The organism is Acinetobacter sp. A2, assembly GCF_048537555.1.
In the GTDB taxonomy this organism is placed as follows: domain Bacteria; phylum Pseudomonadota; class Gammaproteobacteria; order Pseudomonadales; family Moraxellaceae; genus Acinetobacter.
Window position 1 is genome coordinate 221729 of the sequence record NZ_CP183239.1, and the last position, 20628, is coordinate 242356.

At 43.9% G+C, this 20628-nt stretch carries 19 protein-coding genes and 1 riboswitch; of the genes, 7 read left to right on the plus strand and 12 right to left on the minus strand.

Annotated features, from left to right (window positions below; translation table 11 throughout):
- Positions 1 to 52 precede the first annotated feature (52 nt).
- Positions 53 to 688: a response regulator gene (locus tag ACNS8M_RS00975; RefSeq protein WP_004975702.1), complete on the minus strand. Its 636-nt coding sequence runs from the start codon at positions 686 to 688 to the stop codon at positions 53 to 55.
- 219 nt (positions 689 to 907) lie between these two features.
- Between ACNS8M_RS00975 and ACNS8M_RS00980 the strand changes: the two genes are divergently transcribed.
- The gene (locus tag ACNS8M_RS00980; RefSeq protein ID WP_168541838.1) at positions 908 to 1999 is read left to right on the plus strand and encodes a serine hydrolase; all 1092 of its coding nucleotides are present in this window, start codon (positions 908 to 910) and stop codon (positions 1997 to 1999) included.
- Positions 2000 to 2113: 114 nt separating this feature from the next.
- Here the strand turns inward: ACNS8M_RS00980 and thrC are convergent, their stop codons facing one another.
- The 4 genes from thrC to xerD all read right to left on the minus strand — a co-directional run bounded on the left by thrC (position 2114) and on the right by xerD (position 6637).
- The gene (gene thrC, locus ACNS8M_RS00985) at positions 2114 to 3253 is read right to left on the minus strand and encodes a threonine synthase (RefSeq protein ID WP_104852917.1); all 1140 of its coding nucleotides are present in this window, start codon (positions 3251 to 3253) and stop codon (positions 2114 to 2116) included.
- 57 nt (positions 3254 to 3310) lie between these two features.
- Positions 3311 to 4615 carry a homoserine dehydrogenase gene (locus ACNS8M_RS00990; RefSeq protein WP_168460939.1) on the minus strand — a complete coding sequence of 435 codons (1305 nt, stop codon included), beginning with the start codon at positions 4613 to 4615 and terminating at the stop codon, positions 3311 to 3313.
- Between the two features lie 199 nt (positions 4616 to 4814).
- Positions 4815 to 5630: a DsbC family protein gene (locus ACNS8M_RS00995; RefSeq protein WP_168460938.1), complete on the minus strand. Its 816-nt coding sequence runs from the start codon at positions 5628 to 5630 to the stop codon at positions 4815 to 4817.
- Between the two features lie 89 nt (positions 5631 to 5719).
- Positions 5720 to 6637, minus strand: coding sequence for a site-specific tyrosine recombinase XerD (xerD, locus tag ACNS8M_RS01000; RefSeq protein ID WP_168460937.1), 918 nt, complete (start codon positions 6635 to 6637; stop codon positions 5720 to 5722).
- A gap of 184 nt (positions 6638 to 6821) precedes the next feature.
- Here xerD and ACNS8M_RS01005 point away from each other — a divergent pair, with 184 nt between their 5' ends.
- The 5 genes from ACNS8M_RS01005 to ftsW all read left to right on the plus strand — a co-directional run bounded on the left by ACNS8M_RS01005 (position 6822) and on the right by ftsW (position 11953).
- A complete protein-coding gene (locus ACNS8M_RS01005) occupies positions 6822 to 7082 on the plus strand; it encodes a FeoA family protein (protein ID WP_168418377.1) in 261 nt (86 codons plus the stop codon).
- Entirely contained in the window at positions 7079 to 8935 is a 1857-nt protein-coding gene (gene feoB / locus ACNS8M_RS01010) for a ferrous iron transporter B (protein WP_168541836.1), read from the plus strand. The genes ACNS8M_RS01005 and feoB overlap by 4 nt, the downstream gene beginning before the upstream one ends.
- 32 nt (positions 8936 to 8967) lie before the next feature.
- Positions 8968 to 9219 carry a DUF6587 family protein gene (locus tag ACNS8M_RS01015; RefSeq protein WP_168460934.1) on the plus strand — a complete coding sequence of 84 codons (252 nt, stop codon included), beginning with the start codon at positions 8968 to 8970 and terminating at the stop codon, positions 9217 to 9219.
- A 171-nt stretch (positions 9220 to 9390) separates the two neighbouring features.
- Positions 9391 to 10737, plus strand: a complete 1347-nt coding sequence (murD, locus tag ACNS8M_RS01020; RefSeq protein ID WP_168460933.1) for a UDP-N-acetylmuramoyl-L-alanine--D-glutamate ligase — start codon at positions 9391 to 9393, stop codon at positions 10735 to 10737.
- A gap of 19 nt (positions 10738 to 10756) precedes the next feature.
- Entirely contained in the window at positions 10757 to 11953 is a 1197-nt protein-coding gene (ftsW, locus tag ACNS8M_RS01025) for a putative lipid II flippase FtsW (protein WP_168418382.1), read from the plus strand.
- Positions 11954 to 11955: 2 nt separating this feature from the next.
- On the opposite strand, the gene ACNS8M_RS01030 is transcribed toward ftsW, so the two are convergent.
- The 7 genes from ACNS8M_RS01030 to ACNS8M_RS01060 form a co-directional block, all read right to left on the minus strand.
- Complete coding sequence (locus ACNS8M_RS01030) at positions 11956 to 12216, minus strand: zinc-ribbon domain-containing protein (protein ID WP_168418384.1); 261 nt, start codon at positions 12214 to 12216, stop codon at positions 11956 to 11958.
- A 56-nt stretch (positions 12217 to 12272) separates the two neighbouring features.
- Positions 12273 to 13205 carry a tRNA glutamyl-Q(34) synthetase GluQRS gene (gluQRS, locus tag ACNS8M_RS01035; RefSeq protein ID WP_419225032.1) on the minus strand — a complete coding sequence of 311 codons (933 nt, stop codon included), beginning with the start codon at positions 13203 to 13205 and terminating at the stop codon, positions 12273 to 12275.
- Between the two features lie 2 nt (positions 13206 to 13207).
- Positions 13208 to 13735 carry an RNA polymerase-binding protein DksA gene (dksA, locus tag ACNS8M_RS01040; RefSeq protein WP_168418386.1) on the minus strand — a complete coding sequence of 176 codons (528 nt, stop codon included), beginning with the start codon at positions 13733 to 13735 and terminating at the stop codon, positions 13208 to 13210.
- Positions 13736 to 13947: 212 nt separating this feature from the next.
- Positions 13948 to 14757: a 3',5'-cyclic-AMP phosphodiesterase gene (cpdA, locus tag ACNS8M_RS01045; RefSeq protein WP_168418387.1), complete on the minus strand. Its 810-nt coding sequence runs from the start codon at positions 14755 to 14757 to the stop codon at positions 13948 to 13950.
- A gap of 10 nt (positions 14758 to 14767) precedes the next feature.
- Positions 14768 to 15388 (minus strand): NUDIX domain-containing protein, encoded by a 621-nt coding sequence (locus ACNS8M_RS01050; protein ID WP_168418389.1) that lies wholly within the window; start codon positions 15386 to 15388, stop codon positions 14768 to 14770.
- 77 nt (positions 15389 to 15465) lie between these two features.
- Positions 15466 to 17361 carry a phosphomethylpyrimidine synthase ThiC gene (gene thiC, locus ACNS8M_RS01055; protein WP_168541830.1) on the minus strand — a complete coding sequence of 632 codons (1896 nt, stop codon included), beginning with the start codon at positions 17359 to 17361 and terminating at the stop codon, positions 15466 to 15468.
- 95 nt (positions 17362 to 17456) lie between these two features.
- Positions 17457 to 17600: riboswitch (TPP riboswitch) on the minus strand.
- 80 nt (positions 17601 to 17680) lie between these two features.
- Entirely contained in the window at positions 17681 to 18745 is a 1065-nt protein-coding gene (locus tag ACNS8M_RS01060) for a hypothetical protein (RefSeq protein WP_168541824.1), read from the minus strand.
- A 466-nt stretch (positions 18746 to 19211) separates the two neighbouring features.
- Here ACNS8M_RS01060 and ACNS8M_RS01065 point away from each other — a divergent pair, with 466 nt between their 5' ends.
- Positions 19212 to 20546 (plus strand): TolC family outer membrane protein, encoded by a 1335-nt coding sequence (locus ACNS8M_RS01065; protein ID WP_168541822.1) that lies wholly within the window; start codon positions 19212 to 19214, stop codon positions 20544 to 20546.
- The last annotated feature ends 82 nt before the right edge of the window (positions 20547 to 20628 follow it).

Consider the following 20628-nt stretch of genomic DNA (forward strand, 5'->3'; position numbering starts at 1 on the left):
AGGGTCATCGTCTTATACACGGATAAAATGCACAACAAGCACACAGTAAAGATTAAGGCTTAATCAATCCATAACGAATCGCAAGGTGCGTGAGTTTGACATCACTATCAATATTTAATTTTTCAAAAATACGGTAGCGGTAGGTATTCACCGTTTTTACACTGACAAAGAGTTTATCGGCAATTTCCTGTGCGCTGATACAGTTCACCACCATCATTGCCACTTGCATTTCACGTTCTGACAGACTATCAAAAGGCGATTGTTGCGTGTCAGATAAGTATGAACTGGCCAGTTGCTCGGCAATATCGGCACTGAAGTATTTGCCGCCCTGCATGACTTTTTTGATGGCACGTACCATCTCGCTCACTGGTGCACCTTTGGTGATGTAGCCTTTTGCTCCCGCCTTGAGCAGTAAAGATGGGTACGGTTCTTCTGCCAAACCACTAACCGCCAAAACTTTAGTGTCGGGTGCAGTCTGCAACAAGCGACGCGTGGTTTCTACACCCCCAATGCCAGGCATGTTCACATCTAATAACACCACATTGGGATGATGCTGACGTACTAAGGTAATCGCTTCTTCACCAGATTCAGCCTGTCCAATCACCTGTACATCGGCATGGTCTTCGAGCATACGGCAAATCCCAGTACGTACCAATTCATGATCGTCCACTACTAAAACTGTGATCACCTACACTCTCCCTTTGAAAAAATCATCTTTTTTGTTACATAAAGCAAAATTAGCTTGCAATGAAACGACAAAATTAGCAATGCTATTCTTAATCCAGAATGAAAAGTTCTGCACAATATCCTGGCAAAAACTATTCATTGTTGTATTTTTTATTAAATGTAAGGCATATTTGAGGTAATACGCAAATGTATCTTACCTCCCTGAGTTGAGTAAGCAGTCGTGAAAAATTCTAAGAAGTCGTTAATGCATGTGCTGATCGCATCTATGATGCTCAGCCTAAGTTCTGTCAGTTTTGCTGAACTTGTCATCAATCCTTCCTCTGGGAGCGACGGTCAGGCGACATTAAGTTGGTCTTCAGAGCAAGCCGGTCAATTCTTAAATGGTGACCTAGCAAGTAGCAGTGCGAGCGCTCAGGCTACACCAGACACTTATGTTGCAGAGCCTACACCGCCAGGTTCAACCAAAATTACCACAACTGTACGTAGCAGCAATGGTGTTGCACCCGCGTCTACTACGCCAAAAACCGTCCGTATTTTAGATACCTCTGCCTATAGCAGCCAGCCTTCTGTCAATGCGCGCGCGGCTTTGGTGATGGATGCACAAACTGGTGAAGTGCTGTACAGCAAAAACACCAACGTAGCACTGCCAATTGCTTCAGTGACCAAAGTGATGACTGCAGTGGTCACCTCAGATGCTCGTTTGAATATGTCTGAACAAATTACCTTACAATCAATAGACTTTGCAGGCGCTGCAGGCAAAAACTCAAGTTCGACTTTGCGTGTGGGTGACAAGCTCAACCGTGCCGAAGCATTATTATTTGCTTTAATGAAATCTGAAAACCCAGCAGCAGCAGCCTTAGCGCGTACCTACCCAGGGGGAAAAAGTGCCTTTGTTGCAGCAATGAATGCTAAAGCACGTGAATTGGGCATGAATGCTACCCGCTTTACCGAAGCCACAGGTCTAGACCCGCGTAACGTTTCTTCTGCACGTGATTTGGGTATTTTGGTAAGTACTGCCTCGCAATATGGTTTGATTCGTCAATTCTCAACGACGCCAACGTATGACTTTAACTTGGGTTATCGAGTCTTGAAATCTAATAATACCAATGCGTTAGTGCGTAATGGTGGCTGGAATATCAATCTGTCTAAAACAGGATATATCAATGAGGCAGGGCGTTGTGTGGTGATGCACACCACTTTAAATAACCGTCCTGCAGTGGTGGTGCTTTTGGGTGCAGATACTTCACAAGCACGCACCAATGATGCAACCCGTTTAATGAGCTGGGCAAGTCAGTTGCCAAAACGCATTTAAGCGAATATTCAGCTTTAATGGTGTGATTCTCACGATTAAGGCTGAAAAACCTGAACAGAAATATAAACAAGAAAAAACCCTGCCAAAGCAGGGTTTTTTATGACACTTCAAATTTTACATATTTGAAAGAATCGAGTCTTTTACTTGTTGCATGGTGGCATCAATTGACAACATAACAGCATCTGCACATTGTTTCATGGCTGTGTCAGGGTCTTTTAGACCGTTACCTGTTACGGTACATACGATCACAGAACCTTCTTTGATTTTACCCGCTTTGATGTCGCGCATTGCACCACCAATAGACGCAGCAGATGCAGGCTCAACAAATACGCCTTCATACATAGACAGCATACGTTGTGCTTCTAAAATTTCGGCATCGGTCAATTCATCAAACCAACCTTCTGAATCACGTACCACTGCTTTAGCATGGTTCCAGCTTTGTGGGTTGCCAATACGGATTGCAGTTGCAACAGTTTCTGGGTTTTCAACAGGCGCACCACGTAAGAATGGCGCAGCACCAGACGCTTGATAACCGACCATGATTGGACGGCCTTCAGGGTTTGGGCCTGTGAATTTGTCAGTAGCTGCGTCATATACCACCTGCTCGAATTGATCTGCAGGTTGGTTGGCAACTGCTTCGGTATATCCCATCCAGTGAGCAGTGATGTTACCTGCGTTACCTACTGGTAAGCAGTGGTAATCTGGAGCACGACCTAACTCATCTACAATTTCATAAGCGATGGTCTTTTGACCTTGTAGGCGGTAAGGGTTGATTGAGTTCACAATCGTTACAGGTGCTTGGTCAGCCACTTCTTTAACGAGGCGCATACCATCGTCAAAGTTACCACGAATTTGCATGGTGATTGCACCGTACATCATCGCTTGTGCCATTTTGCCCATGGCAATTTTGCCTTCTGGAATTAAAACGAATGCTTTAATGCCAGCACGGGCAGCATAAGCTGCAGCCGCAGCAGAAGTGTTACCTGTAGATGCACAGATAATGGCTTTTGAACCTTCTTCAACCGCTTTGGTCACTGCCATGGTCATACCACGGTCTTTAAATGAACCTGTCGGGTTTAAGCCTTCATACTTCACATAAATTTCAACATCTTTACCAATAATGCGTGGAATATTCTCAAGCTTAATGAGCGGCGTGTTACCTTCGCCTAGAGAGATTGCACGTGTAGTTGCAGACACTGGTAAACGGTCACGATAACGGTCAACTAAACCAGTATAACGATTGGCATTCGACATGATGATGTTCCAATTGTGTGTAGAGCTTGGCAAGGGGAAATATTCCCCTCCACCCGATTAGTTATCAAGCGATTCTAAACGAATTCGTACAATTTCGCCATGAATGGTTGGCAATGCTTGAATTTGTTGTAACGCTTCATCCATTTTTGATTCCTGAACTGGGTCAGTCAGAATCACGATAGGAATAAGGTCTTTTAAGCGTGATTGTTGCATGATGGCATCAATACTGATGCCTGCACGGCTTAAGATGGTGGTTACATCGGCAAGAACACCAGTTTGGTCTTCAGCATTAATACGGATGTAGTAGCCAGTGGTCATTTCTTCACGGCTTAGAATTGGCAAGTCGGTTAATGCTTCAAATGCCAATTGTGGAATCGTACCTGCACCATCTTCGGTATATGAAATATCACGGACAATGTCGACAACATCGGCAACCACAGCAGACGCTGTTGGGCCTGCACCTGCACCCGCACCATAATATAAAGTTGGGCCAACAGCATTGGCTTGTACCAAGACTGCATTTTTTACGCCGTTGACGTTGGCAATCAATTCTTCTTCAGGAATTAAAGTTGGGTGGACGCGAAGTTCAATCCCTTTGTCGGTACGACGTGCAATCCCTAAGTGTTTGATGCGGAAGCCTAGTTCTTCTGCATATTTCACATCTTGCGCTGTGACTTTGCCAATACCTTCGGTAAAGACTTTGTCAAACTGTAGTGGAATACCAAAAGCACATGAAGCCAAAATGGTCAGTTTGTGTGCAGCATCAATACCTTCAACGTCAAAGGTTGGATCGGCTTCGGCATAACCTAATTCTTGCGCTTCTTTCAGGACATCTTCAAAGGTACGGCCTTTTTCACGCATTTCACTTAAAATAAAGTTGCCAGTACCGTTAATGATGCCTGCTAGCCATTCAATTTTGTTGGCAGCCAAACCTTCACGAATTACTTTAATAATTGGAATACCGCCTGCAACTGCTGCTTCATAGGCAATTTGTACAGCATTGTCTTCTGCTGCTTTAAATAGCTCATTGCCATGTTCTGCAAGCAGGGCTTTGTTGGCAGTCACGACTTGTTTGCCGTGTTTCATCGCTTCCATGATGACTTCATACGCAGGGTGAATACCGCCCATGACTTCAACCACGACGTCTACATCGGGTTGACGTACGATGTCCATCAAGTCATCACTTTGCTTGACAGATTCTGGCAAGTTGAGGTCTGGACGCGGACGACGTGTTCCCACATAGGTGATTTCAATTTCACGACCGGTGCGACGTCTAATCTCAGCAGCATTTTCTTTTAATAGTTTAAGGGCACCACCACCCACAGTACCAAGACCGAGGATTGCCAGACGAACTGGTTTCACGTCACACTCCATATTAATCAACTTTAAGCGAGTTTAGATCATAGCTAAAAAAACGCGCTGACTCTAGGGCAGATCTCACTTATCTTTTGTATATAAAAAAAAGTAAAATCACAGATAAAAATTCGTTATTTATATTGGCTCTATGGACGCTTCATCTTAGTTTATGACCAAGATGAAACATCCCAAAAACTGCGTATTTTTAGTTTTCTAAACGCTTCACCAATTCTGAAGTAGACAAATAGCCACCCAAATAAACGCCTTCAGCATTATAAATTGCGGGCGTGCCATTTACGCCCATATTTAAACCCAGTTGATATTGAGCACGAACTGGGTTTTTACAGTTGGCAGGGGCAATTGCTGCACCATTCATAACCGCATTAAAGGCTGCATGGCGGTCTTCACTACACCAGATCGCTTCCATGTTTGGCATGTGCTGTTCGCCACGTGGCCAAGCAATGTAACGGACTTCAATCCCTTTGCCGTTCATTTCATCCATTTGTTCATGTAGACGATGGCAATATGGGCAGCTGACATCGGTAAAGACATAAATTACATGTTTGGTTTTGCCTTTGGCAGGGAAGACCAGTAAATCTTCCTGCTTTAATTCAGCAAAGATTTTTTTGTTCACGCCTGCTTGCAGGTTTTCACTGACGTTGTGCAGTTCTTTGTCGCCTAAACGAATTACGTCACCTTGAATAATATATTTGCCGTCACTGGTGGCATAGACTGAAGACATGCCTTCTAGGCTGACCCAAAATAGGTTGGGTACTTCAGTGGCTTTAATATCGGTAATTTTGGCACTGATGCCTGCAGTTTTAAAATGTTGCTGCAAGGTCGTGCTTAGACGTTGTTGTGCATTGCGTTCAATTAGAGTCGATGCTTCACCTGTAGCGGGAGCACTTGCGGTGAGCGTAGTTTGCTTTTTGTCTTCGTTATTGGCATTTGAGCAAGCGGTGATTGCAAAAGCACTGGCAAGTGAGCAGGCAATCAAAAGTGTTGAGCGGGTAAATGTCATAAACAACCCTTTCTTGTTGGCGTAAAAAATAGAGCGTTAGCATAACAAAAAATAGTCGTGATCGTTAAACTTCTGCGTCGTTTTTGATTTTAAGCCCGTGGATGGTGCTGGGCATGTAGTTGCTGCATACGGACTTGTGCCACATGTGTATAAATTTGTGTGGTAGATAAATCACTGTGTCCGAGCAGCATTTGTACCACACGTAAATCTGCACCATGATTCAGCAAATGGGTGGCAAATGCATGTCTTAAGGTGTGTGGCGATAACTCGGCCTGAATGCCTGCTTGCAGGGCATAGCGTTTAATGGCGTACCAGAAGTTCTGGCGACTCATAATGCCGCCATGCTGCGTTAAAAATAGATAATCTGTGGCGGTTTTATACAGTTGTGGGCGCGATTCTGTTAAATATTGCTCGATCCATTCACATGCGACTTGCCCCATGGGTACTAAGCGTTCTTTATTGCCTTTTCCCACAATGCGTAAATAACCTTGTTTGAGGTTAATCAAGTCTAGACGCAAGTTGAGTAATTCAGTGACACGTAAACCGCAGGCATACAGGACTTCCAGCATGGCACGATCTCGTAAGCCCAAGGCCGTCTGAATATTCGGTGCTTGAATCAATGCATCGACATCGGCTTCGGACAAGTCTTTGGGTAGAGCACGACCTAACTTAGGTGTTTTATGTGCTGCAACAGGGTTGTCGGAACGTAGTTTGTGTTCTCTTAAAAATTTGTAAAAAGAGCGCAGGGCAGAAAGACAGCGTGCTATCGAGCGTGGACTTTTCTGTTGTTTGGTCAGCGCAATCAACACATCAGAAATATCATCATGTTGCCAGTCTGGCATGGGTTTACTGACATATTCGCTGCACTGAATTAAATCGGATAAATAGGCATTACGTGTATGTGGGCTCACACTTTGTGCAATTAAATCATTGCGATAGCCTTCCAAAAAACTCAGGGATTCTGGAATTTGAATTGCAGCAGGAATACGCGGTTTTTTGTTCAGCATAGTGATCACATGAAAAATCCCAATGTTGATTGGGGAAATCGATAATAAGCATAGTTATTTCCTACTCTAATCCAATTCAGTAAGCCTGTCGATGTGATATAAAACCATTAAATGTAAGTTGACCTTATTTGTTAATTATTCTCATTTGCGTATATAATGGGCAAAATAGTATAGGAATTTTACGGTGCGTTTGTCAGAACTCAAAGCAAAACAAACAGCCATCATTCGTCAGGTACTTCGGACTGCCGATGGTGGAACATCCCTAAATGATTTGGTTGCGAATCGCTTAGAAACGTTGGGCTTTGTGCCTGGAACGCCTGTGCAGGTGATTACCAAAGGTATTTTTGGTGGAGATCCGATCTTAATTCAGGTGGGATTTACCCGTTTTGCCTTGCGCAAAGTGGAAGCTGATCGCGTTGAAATTGAACAGGGAGTAACTGCATGAGTGATCCCTTACGTATCGCACTTGTAGGGAATCCAAACTGCGGTAAAACTTCTTTATTTAACCATTTGACAGGGACGCGTCAGAAAGTTGCAAACTATGCGGGTGTTACCGTAGAGCGCAAAGTGGGTCAGTTCAACTTGCCTTCGGGGCAGGCGGTACGTGTACTGGATTTACCAGGTACATACAGCCTAGAAGCCACCAGCCCAGATGAAGCCATTACCCGTGATGTAGTGCAGGGCAAAATTGCTGAAGAAGGTCAGCAAGATGCATTTTTGTGTGTGGTCGATGCGACCAACCTGAAACTGCATCTAGGTTTAGTACTTGAAATGATTGAGTTGGGACGTCCAATTTTATTGGTGCTCAACATGATGGATGAAGCACGCCGCCGCGGAATGCAAATTAATACGCAAAAGCTATCTGAGCGTTTGGGTGTGCCTGTGGTGGAAACCGTTGCGGTGCGTGATTCAGGTATTCAAAATTTAATGAATGCGTTGGATTTGGGTAAGTTTTCGGTACCACAGACTGAATTGACAGGCTTAAAAGGCAGCCAGCACCAACGTATTCAAACCATTTTGCATGATGTGGTGCAGTTTGTAGATGAAGAAGACAAACGCTCTGACTTTCTAGATAAAATTTTTCTGCATCCTGTGTTTGGCTTGGTAAGCCTTGCCGTGATGATGTTCATTGTATTCCAAGCTGTTTTTGCTTGGGCTGCACCATTTATGGATGGTATTGAAAGCTTCTTTGGCTGGTTAGGCGAGGTGCTTGGGGAAAATATCTCACATCCTTTGCTGAACAGCTTAATTGTAGATGGCATTATCGCAGGTGCAGGCGGTGTGGTAGTGTTCTTGCCACAAATTCTAATTTTGTTCCTGTTTATTTTGATTTTAGAAGAATCGGGCTATTTGCCCCGCGCTGCATTCCTACTAGATAAGCTGATGTTTAGTGCAGGCTTGAGTGGTCGTGCCTTTATTCCTTTGTTGTCCAGTTTTGCCTGTGCAGTTCCAGGGATTATGGCCACCCGCAGCATTGCTGATCCACGTGATCGTTTAACCACGATCATGGTTGCGCCATTGATGACTTGTTCCGCACGTTTGCCAGTATATGCCTTATTGATTGCGGCGTTCATTCCAAATCAAACCGTTTGGGGCATGTTTAATTTACAAGGTTTGGTGTTATTCGGTCTTTATATGGCGGGCATTTTAAGTGCCTTGGGCGTATCGTTTGTGCTCAAATTTTTGCAAAAAGACAAATCTGAACACGTGTTGTTAATGGAATTGCCAAGCTACCGTTTTCCAGACCTAAAAAGTGTGTGGATTGGTTTGCTAGATCGCGCCAAAATTTTCTTAAAGCGTGTCGGTGGCATTATTTTTGCGCTGTCTATTTTGCTATGGTTTTTGTGTACCTTCCCACAACCGCCAGAAGGCGCGACCATGCCTGCGATTGATTACAGCTTTGCAGGGATGTTGGGGCATGTGTTACAGCCAATTTTTGCACCCATTGGTTTTAACTGGCAGATTGTAATTGCTTTGATTCCTGCCATGGCAGCACGTGAAGTAGTCGTGGCAGCATTGGGTACAGTCTACGCCTTGTCTGCAGTTGATGAGGATGCCATGTCCGAAGGTTTGGCCGCTTTAATTAGTGGCGGTGGTGAGCTTGGTTGGTCATTGGCGACAGGTTTGTCATTGTTGGTGTGGTTTATTTATGCACCGCATTGTTTGGCGACTTTGGCTACTGTAAAGCGTGAAACAGGTTCATGGCGTACAGTCAGTTTTATGACGGTGTATTTATTTGGTTTGGCCTACTTTATGTCATTCCTGACTTATCAAACAGCCTCATATTTATTGGGTTAAGGCTATTTTAGGTTTCACAGGAGAAGACGAACATGATTGAAATTCTGATTGTTGCTGCACTGGTACTGTGGAGTGCGGTAGTGGTTTTTAAAAAAGTCTTTCCCAAGGCTTCTAGCGCAGTTTTTCTAAAACTGTCCAATTCCTGCGCAGAAAAAGGTTGGCATGGTTTGGCAAAGTGGTTGAAGCCTGCGGCAGTGGCAGGTTGTGGTGGCAGTTGTGGATGTGACAGCAAAGATCAACCCACCGAAAAGAAAGTTGAAGTCCAAGCAGTGAAATGGAAATAGCCACATCTGTCCAACTTTACTGAGATGTTTTAAAAAACCGTCAGCGATCTGACGGTTTTTTTACGCACTGACACAAAAAATTTGCAGAAACTGCAAACAGAAAAAGCATTCAAAACAGCAAAGTGCTACCATTTTGTCAGTTTCAAAATTACCGCACAAAATGGGGCAAAAATGTTAATACAACGTGGTGGATTAAAAGTCGTTGCAGGGCTTGGTATTTCGGGTGTTGCAGCCGTTAATTTCTTACATCATCAGGGTTACCGCGTTGCTGTGACAGACTCTCGCCCCACACCTCCAGGACATGATCAAATTCCAGCCGAGGTTGAAACTCGTTTTGGGGAGTTTGATCAGGATTTATTGCTGTCTGCAGAAGAAATTGTGATTAGCCCTGGATTAGACCCAAAATTACCTGAAATTCAGGCTGCCATGGCGCAGGGTATTCCTGTGGTGAGTGAAATTCAAATATTACGTCGTGCAACCGACAAACCTATTGTGGCTATTACTGGTTCAAATGCGAAAAGTACCGTGACCACGTTAATTGGTTTAATGGCAGAGCAGGCGGGTAAAAAGGTAGCTGTGGGTGGTAATTTAGGCCGTCCTGCGTTGGATTTGATTAAAGATGATCCTGAGCTGTATATATTGGAACTCTCCAGTTTTCAGCTAGAAACCACATCGAATTTAAATGCAGAAGTGGCGGTGGTGCTGAATATGAGTGAAGATCACTTAGACCGCCATGGCGATATGCTGGGTTATCACACTGCCAAACATCGTATTTTCCAAGGTGTCAAAAAAGTGGTGTTTAACCGTGATGATGCCTTGAGCCGTCCGTTAGTACCCGATCAAACCCCAATGCAAAGTTTTGGCTTAAATGCGCCTGACCTAAACCAATTCGGTTTATTAAAAGATGATGATGGCAGCATGTGGCTAGCACGTGGGCGTGAGCGTTTATTGAAAAGTACCGAAATGTATATTCAAGGTACGCATAACATTGCCAATGCCTTGGCTTGTTTGGCTTTGGGTGAAGCGATTGGTTTACCTATGGCAAGCATGTTGGAAACGCTGAAAACTTTTAAAGGTTTGGAACACCGCTGTGAATTTGTCAAAACCTTGCATGAGGTGCGTTATTATAATGATTCTAAAGGCACCAATATTGGTGCGACTTTGGCGGCTTTGGATGGCTTGGGTGCTGCAATTCAGGCTCAAGGTGGGCAAGTCGCCATTATTTTAGGTGGGCAAGGCAAAGGGCAGGACTTTACTGCGCTGCGTGCTTCCTTGCAGCAATATGCCAAACTCGCGGTGTTGATTGGTGAGGATGCACCGCAAATTGAAGCTGTAATTGCGGGTACGACCACACTTTTGCGTGCAGAGACCTTACAACAGGCAGTCGAAATTTGCCAACAACATACACAAGCGCATGATGTGGTGCTATTGTCACCTGCATGTGCAAGTTTTGATATGTTCTCGGGCTATCCAGAACGTGGTCACAAGTTCGTTGCTTATGTTAACGCGCTGGTATAACAACAATAAGGGATGAGATATGGCTGGCTTGGCTCAGACAACAATCAATAAACTCAATCAGGTCTATGACCGTTGGCTGCCAAAACTGCCTGCGGAAATAAATGTGCGTAATGTGCTGATTTTTAGTGTATTGGCATTGTTATGTATTGGCTCGATTATGGTGGCATCGGCGTCGATGCCCTATGCAGAGCGTATGCATGAAAATGCTTTTCACTATGTTTTCCGCCATGGTATTTCGATTGTGGTGGCCTTGGTTGCTGCTTTTGTTGTGTATAAAGTGCCGCTGAATACATGGTTTAACAATACCTTTTTTCTGTGGATTGTCACCATTGCCTTATTGATTGCAGTTTTGGTGGTTGGTACTGAGGTTAATGGCTCTAAACGCTGGATTCGGGTTGCAGGATTTACCTTACAAGCCTCTGAAGTCGCCAAAGTCATGATGGCCATATTTACTGCAGATTATGTGGTGCGACGTGCCGAAGAAGTGCGTAACAATATTAAAGGCTTGGTACGTCTTGCGGTGATTATGGCCGTGACCGTTGGTTTGGTGATTGCAGAGCCAGACTTAGGGGCTACTGTGGTGATTGCCTTGACCATGCTGGGCGTCTTCTTTTTGGCAGGTGCACCGTTAATTCAGTTCGGGATTGCCTTCGGGGCAATTATTGCCGCCTTTGTGTTTTTAGTGGTGTTCGAGCCGTATCGCTTTGAACGCTTAATGTCGTTCTCAAACCCGTGGAATGACCCTTTGGGTGTTGGCTATCAGTTATCTAACGCTTTAATGGCATTTGGTCGTGGTGAGTGGGTTGGTGTAGGTTTAGGGCACAGTATTCAGAAAATGTCCTATTTACCAGAAGCGCACACAGACTTTATGTTGGCTGTGTTGGGTGAAGAGTTCGGCTTTTTGGGTATTTTTGTGGTAATCAGCCTGTCTTTTGCGATGCTGGTTTCTTGTATTAAAATTGGTCATCGTGCCCTAAAAAACCAATATTTACGTGCAGGCTATTTGGCGTATGGAATCAGCATCATCTTCTTGTTGCAGATTATGGTGAATGCGGGCATGAATATGGGCATGTTGCCAACCAAAGGTCTGACGCTACCATTCATTAGTTATGGTGGTTCATCTTTGATTATGTGCGCAGTCATGGTGAGTCTAATTCTGAAAATTGAAGCCTCGACCCATGAAACCAATCCAAGCCGTGAAGAATCTAGTTTCTAGTCTTAAGCTTCTAGATTCATCTCTTTAGCAGAATTCGGCTGAGCATGGTTTAGCACCATGCTCGGCATTTCAGTTCCACAATGTAAACACTTCACCGTAGCATTCTGCTGTTTCGACACAGGAAAAAGCGGAATAAAAAATAAAGAAAAATATTGCCGCCGTTGTCTTAATTCATATCTGCTGTGGGTACGACAAACAGGACAAGTAAACTGATTGCTTTCCACGACTTTGGTTTTCGGCCCTACACCAAAAATAAAAAACATAGATGCTTCTGCCTAAATCTGTGAATGTGACTTTGAGCATAAACGAATCTGGAATTTTATAAGTAGCAACCGTGTAACGTAGTGCCTACAGGAATACGAGATGCATCCCATTGTTGAATGCCTTGCAGCAACATACGTGCTGGCGTGTCTAGGGTGATTGGGGGCTGATTTAGCGCAGTAAACGCAGCCTGTAGCAATTGTGAGGCTTGGGTTAAGTCCAAAGCCTGAGCAAGGTTCTGTTTAGACAGTTTCTGTCCTTGCGCATTCATGGCTAAAGGCAAGTGCATATAATTAAGGCGTGGATAGCCTAACAATTGCCCCAAATAAATTTGTCGTGCGGTGTTGTCCAGCAAATCTGCACCTCGAACCACATGCGTGATGCCTTGCAGATAGTCATCCACCACCACCGCCAATTGATAGTTGATAATGCCATCGCGCCGTTTCAATACAAAATCTCCCAAGTCTTGCGTTAGGTTGGAACATTGTTGACCCTGTAAACGGTCTTGAAAATAGATGTCCTGATCGCTCACTTTAACGCGAATGGCTTGTTCTGCAAAATCTAGCCCTAGATTACGGCAGGTACCTGCATAAATATGATTAGAGCCAAGCATTTTACGGGTGCATTGACAGGCATAGACTAAATCTTGTTGCTGTAACTGTTGTAATACGGCTTCATAAAGCTCAAGACGATCTTTCTGGAAAATAATTTCAGCATCAGGTTTAAATTGAAAAGCATCTATGCAGCGCAAAATATGGCTTTCACTGCCTGGGTAGATACGAGGAATATCGGTATCTTCAATGCGGACGAGCCATTTGCCGTGCTGAGCTTTGGCATCACAATAACTGGCTACTGCGGTAATGAGTGAGCCAAAATGCAAAGGGCCGGTTGGCGATGGCGCAAACCGACCTGTGTAGCGAGTGAGCGAAACATCGTTTCGCTGCTGCTCAAGCTCCGAACTGTGTTCGGCTAGGTAATTCTCAACAGTCACGATTAACCGTTGTTTTGCTTCTCTTTGATCTCTGCCAAAGTTTTGCAATCAATACATAACGTTGCAGTTGGACGTGCTTCTAAACGACGTAAACCAATTTCGACACCACAAGTTTCACAAAAACCATAGTCATCGTTTTTAATCGCTTCAATAGATTGTTCAATTTTACGAATCAATTTACGTTCGCGGTCACGAGTACGCAACTCAATTGCAAACTCTTCTTCTTGAGTCGCACGGTCGTTTACATCTGGCAAGGCTGTATTTTCGTCTTGCATAGTGTTTAAAGTGCGGTCAACTTCTGACATTAACTCTTCTTTCCACGCCATGAGAATTTGACGGAAATGCTCGAGTTGTCCTTCAGACATGTATTCTTCATTTTTTTTAGGCTGATAAGGTGCAATACCAAATAAGCTAGCTGTAGAACCGCCCTCTAAAGCCTTTGGCTTTGCCTTACGCACGCGTTTTGTAGCTTTTTCTTCTACAAGATCTGTTTGTTCGTCCAAGACTTGATTTTGGTTGTCATTCGCCATGTAGGGCATTCCTCATCATATGCGTACGATTGGTACGCGAAAAATATGGTGATATGCAAGTGTTTTTATCCACTCCCAAAGAACAATATTCGATCTTCGGGGGACGTCATCATATAGACTTTTTTTGATTATGGATAGTCTTTGATGTTTGGATGTGTTATCGCATTTTTCGTTGAAGGCATAAAGTAAAGCAAAAGAAATAAAATGAAAAGTTAATAACCTGAAATTTCAAAATTTATTTGTTGCACGATATGCTCAACCCGATGCACCTGAGTGCTAAAACTGCCATCTGCATTCAAATGTAACACACGGTAACCCGGGGCTTCTGTACCTAAAGCAAAGTGTTGGCTGTGTGGTTTGAACTGCACGCAGGTCGATGGAGTTGAGTAAAACTGAATCCCTTGCCATTCATTGAGCGAGTCCTGATGCACATGACCGCACAGCACCAGTTTGACTTGACTGTGCCGCGCCAACACATCAATTAAATCTTCAGTGTTTTTTAACTTGTGCTGATCAATCCAGTGTGAATGCATATCAAAAGGATGATGATGACAGGCAATGATCACATACTGATGCGCATGTTGTTGCAGAACCTGATCTAATTGTTGTAACTGTGCTGCATCCATCCATCCATCGACACGGTTTTTGACGGCTGTATTCAGCAAGATCACGCACCAGTTACCCAGTTCAATCGCATGGACTTGATTGGATTTTACATAAAAAGGGAAGACCTCGGCATCATCATGATTGCCAGGAATTTGATAATGCGGAATATTTAATGCCTGCATAAATTTTAAATAGCGCTGATATGTCGCAGCGACAGGCACTTGTGCTAAATCGCCAGTATGAAAAATTGCATCGGCCTGCGGGTATTGTTGTGTAATATCCTGCATGACCGCATGAAAACTGTGTTCAGGATTCATGTGCACAAACTCTAAATCATCCTGATCCATGAGATGTGTATCTGAAATTTGTACAATGGTCCAGCGCTCTGGCTGGTGTGTATTTGGGAATAAAGTCATGCCTGACCCCTTAGACATCCTTTACGGTTTTAATCTGTTGTTGTAACCATTGCAATGCCATAATGACAGGTGCGTTCTTTAGCCGACCATTGGTCAGTAAGTCAGGAATGTCCTGATAATCAATAATATGTAATTGGATGTTTTCTCCCTCATCTGGCATTCCAAAAACGCCACCTTCCTGTGGTAGCGTGGTATTCGCACTATATAAGTGGAACAACTCTGCACATGCCCCTGCAGAAGGGTAAAAACTAAATAAATGTTGTAATTGTTGCAGCTCGCAGCCTGACTCTTCTAAGGCTTCACGACGAATGCAGCTTTCAGGCGATTCATTGCCATCCAGTACCCCTGCAATCACTTCCAATTGCCAAGGCGAGTCGCTGTCGTCAATTGCACCAATGCGGAACTGTTCAATCAGTGCAAATTTTTGTTGTGCGGCATCATAAATGAGTACCCCAGCCGCTTCAGGGCGTTGAATAAGTTCACGCTGAAGGACTGGGGTATAGGTGGTTTGATTAAACAAGCGATGGCTCAGGCTGACTTTCTCAACCTGAATAAACCCGCGATACAGGTATTCACGCTGGTGAATCTGTGCATCGTGTTGACCATAAGTTGCTTGTTGAATAATCTTCATAAACTCTCATCAGGATGAGCAAAGCATGATTTCATCCTAACTGAGATTTGATTGAATACAAACGCTTTTTAAACAATTTATAGCTTATGGTACAATTTTTGACCATGTTCCTGATAAGCGGTTTTCATGGCTTTGAGACCTGATTCTACCTCTGCATCTACTTGCTCTGTTTTGTTCGCAGCATTTTGATTTTGTGCATAATCTCTCACATTTTGGGTGATTTTCATGGAGCAGAACTTTGGTCCGCACATTGAACAGAAGTGTGCAGACTTATGCGCTTCTTTTGGCATGGTTTCATCATGCATGCTGCGTGCGGTGTCTGGGTCAAGGCTCAGGTTGAACTGATCTTCCCAGCGGAATTCAAAACGTGCTTTAGACAGCGCATTGTCACGGGCTTGTGCACCTGGGTGACCTTTGGCAAGGTCAGCCGCGTGGGCTGCAATCTTATAGGTGATGATGCCGTCTTTGACGTCTTTTTTGTTTGGTAAGCCCAAATGCTCTTTTGGTGTCACATAGCACAGCATTGCTGTACCGTACCAGCCAATCATTGCTGCACCAATGGCAGAGGTAATGTGGTCGTAGCCTGGAGCAATATCAGTGGTTAATGGGCCAAGTGTATAGAATGGTGCTTCTTTACAGACCTCAAGTTGCAAGTCCATATTTTCTTTGACCATGTGCATTGGCACGTGTCCTGGGCCTTCAATCATCACTTGCACATCATGTTCCCAAGCACGGTGGGTCAATTCGCCCAAAGTACGCAGCTCGCTGAACTGTGCTTCATCGTTGGCATCTTGAATACACCCTGGACGTAAACCATCACCCAAGCTGAACGATACGTCATAAGCCTTCATGATTTCGCAGATTTCATCAAAATGTGTGTACAGGAAGTTTTCTTCATGGTGTGCCAAACACCACTGTGCCATGATTGAACCACCACGTGACACAATGCCTGTTAAGCGGTTAGCTGTGAGGGGTACATAACGCAATAACACCCCTGCGTGAATGGTGAAGTAATCCACGCCTTGCTCTGCTTGTTCAATCAGGGTGTCTTTAAAAATTTCCCAAGTCAGGTCTTCGGCAATGCCATTTACTTTTTCTAAGGCTTGATAAATAGGAACAGTACCAATTGGCACAGGTGAGTTACGGATAATCCATTCACGGGTTTCATGGATGTTCTTACCTGTCGATAAGTCCATGATGGTGTCTGCACCCCAACGGGTTGCCCAAGTCATTTTTGCGACTTCTTCATCAATACTGGAACCTAGTGCCGAGTTACCAATATTGGCATTGATTTTCACCAAGAAGTTACGGCCAATAATCATCGGTTCACATTCTGGGTGGTTAATGTTGGCAGGGATAATTGCACGGCCTTCAGCCACTTCCTGACGTACAAATTCTGGCGTGATTTCGGTTAGATTTTTAGCCCCGAAGTTTTGACCTGGGTGCTGACGCATATCGACCCCTTCGCGCTGACGCTGGTTTTCACGAATCGCGATATATTCCATTTCTGGGGTGATGATGCCTTGTTTGGCATAGTGCATTTGGGTTACGTTTTTGCCCGCTTTGGCACGACGTGGCTTTTGAATATGCGCAAAACGAATTTCAGCGGTGCGAATGTCACGTAAGCGTTCTTGACCAAATGCAGAGCTCAGAGTTTCTAGTTTTTCGGTGTCTTGGCGTTCTTCAATCCAGCTGTCACGAATATTTGGTAAGCCTTTGTTTAAGTCAATTTCAACATTTGGGTCGGTATATACGCCTGAAGTGTCATACACCATAATAGGTGGATTGTGTTCACCACCCAAACCTGTTGGGGTATCGGTCAATTCAATTTCACGCATTGGCACTTGAATGTCTGGGCGTGAGCCTTGGATATAGACTTTTTTCGATGCAGGTAAAATGCGGGTTAAATCTTTGGCATCTTGCTCGTGTTGAGCAGAAATATCAGCAGGGGACAGATTCGTTAATTGGTTCATTGCAATGATCCTGAAGAATGAAATCAACGAATCAAGCACGACCAAAAACATAGCAAATCAAACTGTTTAAAAAGTTAAAACAGTTTTTAGGCGGGGTGTTTAGGTGGCTTGATTCCTACGCAGGTTTTAACCTGATCAGGTTCAACGGTACTTGGGTTTACATCTTGTGTATTGCTTTAGGCTGAACACAAAATGGACACAATCTCAGCGAGGAATTACTCGCGCTCCGTCAAGCTGTATAAATAGTAGCATGTTGTGACTATAAAAGCAGGGCTCACCGTGCTTTTATTCAGGTGGGGTGTTTGGTAGAAAATTACCTTTAAAGCGGCAGGCAAATGCCATCACTGAAACAGTCACGCTTTGAATTGGTGAGCGTGGTCTTGAGGTTTAAATATTGATTCAGTTGTGCGTGTACCAAAGCTTGCTCGCCATGTTCACGTTTTTGTTGTGCGGTAGGCTGGGCGGAAATTTCATTAAGGCGTTGTTCTGCGCTCATTTGTAAAAAGGCAATAAATTTGCGTGCTTGATTGGCCAAAGTAGATTTTTGCAGTTCAGCCAGTTTTTTAACTTCAAATAATACAGCGGGCTGAATACTGGATTCATCGACATAATCGTATGAAACAGGGCTTTGCGCTGTCCCTTTAAACAACAGCATGGCATAAAGTTCAGCCAGATAACGTGCATCTGCAATAAAGTGACTTTTTGGATAACGTTGTAGATAATCTTCCCAAAACAAAGCACGTTCTGCGATGTCTGTCGCATCGAGCGTCAATCCTGCATCTTGTAAGCTAGACTGCATGTTGTCATTGGCCAGTCTTTCAATGAAAACTTGCTCAGCATCGGGCATATAAGGTGCAAAAATAATTGCTAAATATTGCGGACTGCGTCGGTATGCAAGCTTGCTTGCACCTGCATCATGCAGTTCTAAGTAGGCTTGTCCTTTGTGTTTCAATAAATACTGATCACGCGCAGCAAATTTTTCAAAATGACTTTGCTGAATGGTGGGGTGTTGAGCCATATCAAAGGCGTGTTGTTCAAACGCTAATTGTTCTGTAGCACTACGTTCTACATGCAAAAAGCGTTGATACATTTGGGTGGAAAGGTCGAGCAATTTTAACTGTTCTGCTAAAGGCAACAGCGGCAAACAGACTTTTAAGTCCTGATTGATTTGCTCTAAGGCAAATGTGGTGCGGGTATTATCAATTTGCTGCATGTTGTGCTGAATGTTGTCACACATTTGGGTTAAATCTACAGGCTCACTGGCACTGGTCTGCACCTGTGGCGGCTCAGGTACAGGCGGAGTATCCGAGTTTTGGCAGGCGAGTAAACCTAAGCAACTGCTAAGCAGTATGATCAGTTTACTCATGCGAAAAAATTTAACCATTACAGCAATTCAACATAAAAATTGATTGGTCATTGAAGGTGATCTCTAAGTGTCAATCCATCATGAGAAAAGTGGTACAAACATACGTCATCAAACAAAAATTAAGCATTGCCAAAAAGTAGAATTTCCAGACCATTCGTACGATGCAGACGGTTTGTAGAAATACACTTCATTGCACAACTAGGGATAGGGAGAGTGCTCATTGTAAGGTTAAATAGCCGCAAGAAATTGTAGTATTCTGCTAGAGTTTGGTTACATGGTTGTGATGTGAAGCTGAATTGTGAAGCTTGTGTAAGCAGAGGTTTTTTTGAGTTGATGCTTATGCAATGAATTGAAATAAAATGAAAATTAATGCAATGTAATGAAACTCATACGGAAAAAATGCAAATAAGCTTTAGTATGTGCAGAGTAAAAAGAACATGCAATTGGATTGATGAAATCGCAAAAGTGGGTTGTTAGAAAAACAATGAAAAAAATCGTTTTGAGTCTGAGTTTATTGTGGGCAAGTTCAGGGGTATTTGCTTTAGATTTGCTGCAAGCCTATGCACGTGCTCAACAGAACGACCCGAATTGGCAAGCACAGCAATTGCAGTATCAAGCCGATCAACTGAATTTAGGGATTGCCCAAGGTAATTTACTGCCAACAGTGACCTTGTCTGGCAATATTACTCGTAAAAGTCAGGACATGAGTCAGGTTAATTCTGCAGCCTCAAATGATATATTTGGTAGTCCGTCATCCACTTCGCGTCAAGTGGCTTTAACTGCGCGTCAGCCATTGTTCCGTTGGGATGCTTGGCAAGCGTTAAAACAAGTGAAAACCTCTTTGAGCTTGAGTGAAGTGACTTTGCGTTTACAACAGCAACAACATATTTTGAATGTGTCTGAAGCTTATTTTAATGTGTTGCGTCAGCAGTCCTTAACCACCGCCTATTTACAAGAAGAAAAAGCGCTGCTGGAACAGCTTAATATGATGAATGCTAAACTGCGTGAAGGTTTAGTGGCTAAAAGTGAAGTCAGTGAAGCCAATGCACAATATCAAAATGCACGTGCTAATCGTATTGCAACGCATGTGCAACTGGTGTTGGCACAAGAACAATTGGCACAATTGATTGGCCCGTATCGGGAAAATTTGGCAGTACTGCGTGATGATTTTCAATTTCAGAAACCCGTACCAGAGCGTCTAGAAGATTGGGCACAGTTGGCCCAACAGCAAAATCTAGCCATTTTACAGGCCCGTTTACAGCGCCAATATGCTGAAGATACACGTCGGGTCGAGCAGGCTGCGCGCTATCCACAAGTTGAGGCCGTTGGCAGCTATGGCTATGCCAAGCAAAGCCCTGAAAGTGTGATGTCACCCGATGGTCAGTTTGATCAGATTGGGGTAGAGATGAACTGGAACGTGTTTAGTGGTGGGCGTGTCAGTAAAAATGTGCAAAAAGCGGCAGTGCAAGTCCAAAAATCGGAAGCTGAACTGGATGCCGCAATTCGCAAAGCTCAGACCGAAGTAAAAAAAGCATATTTACAAGTCGAAACAGATCAGGCCAAATTGCAGGCACGCCAAGCAGCCATGAATTCTGCAGACTTGGTGGCACGTGCCTCGAAAGCGCAATATCAAGAAGGTTTAAAAACCATGGTGGATGTATTGCTGGCACAGCGTAATGCTTTTTCGGCGAAGCAAGATTATCTCAATGCACAATATGATTATTTAAATCATGTCTTGCAGCTTAAAGCTGCGGTGGGACAATTAACCGAACAAGACTTGCAGGAAATGAATGCTTGGTTGGTGCAAAAGTCATCGTAGCATGGACTCACGAAGAAAACCGAAATACACGATTGTTGTTTAAAGACAGAAACGATCAGACTTTAGAGTTTGGTGAGAAAAT

Bases quoted from the DNA above. Each gene is read 5' to 3' on its own strand.
- thrC (WP_104852917.1), bottom strand. From the start codon at position 3,253: ATGTCGAATGCCAATCGTTATACTGGTTTAGTTGACCGTTATCGTGAC.
- ACNS8M_RS00995 (WP_168460938.1), bottom strand. From the start codon at position 5,630: ATGACATTTACCCGCTCAACACTTTTGATTGCCTGCTCACTTGCCAGT.
- xerD (WP_168460937.1), bottom strand. From the start codon at position 6,637: ATGCTGAACAAAAAACCGCGTATTCCTGCTGCAATTCAAATTCCAGAA.
- feoB (WP_168541836.1), top strand. From the start codon at position 7,079: ATGAGTGATCCCTTACGTATCGCACTTGTAGGGAATCCAAACTGCGGT.
- ACNS8M_RS01015 (WP_168460934.1), top strand. From the start codon at position 8,968: ATGATTGAAATTCTGATTGTTGCTGCACTGGTACTGTGGAGTGCGGTA.
- murD (WP_168460933.1), top strand. From the start codon at position 9,391: ATGTTAATACAACGTGGTGGATTAAAAGTCGTTGCAGGGCTTGGTATT.
- ftsW (WP_168418382.1), top strand. From the start codon at position 10,757: ATGGCTGGCTTGGCTCAGACAACAATCAATAAACTCAATCAGGTCTAT.
- ACNS8M_RS01030 (WP_168418384.1), bottom strand. From the start codon at position 12,216: ATGTTTTTTATTTTTGGTGTAGGGCCGAAAACCAAAGTCGTGGAAAGC.
- dksA (WP_168418386.1), bottom strand. From the start codon at position 13,735: ATGGCGAATGACAACCAAAATCAAGTCTTGGACGAACAAACAGATCTT.
- cpdA (WP_168418387.1), bottom strand. From the start codon at position 14,757: ATGACTTTATTCCCAAATACACACCAGCCAGAGCGCTGGACCATTGTA.
- ACNS8M_RS01050 (WP_168418389.1), bottom strand. From the start codon at position 15,388: ATGAAGATTATTCAACAAGCAACTTATGGTCAACACGATGCACAGATT.
- thiC (WP_168541830.1), bottom strand. From the start codon at position 17,361: ATGAACCAATTAACGAATCTGTCCCCTGCTGATATTTCTGCTCAACAC.
- ACNS8M_RS01060 (WP_168541824.1), bottom strand. From the start codon at position 18,745: ATGGTTAAATTTTTTCGCATGAGTAAACTGATCATACTGCTTAGCAGT.
- ACNS8M_RS01065 (WP_168541822.1), top strand. From the start codon at position 19,212: ATGAAAAAAATCGTTTTGAGTCTGAGTTTATTGTGGGCAAGTTCAGGG.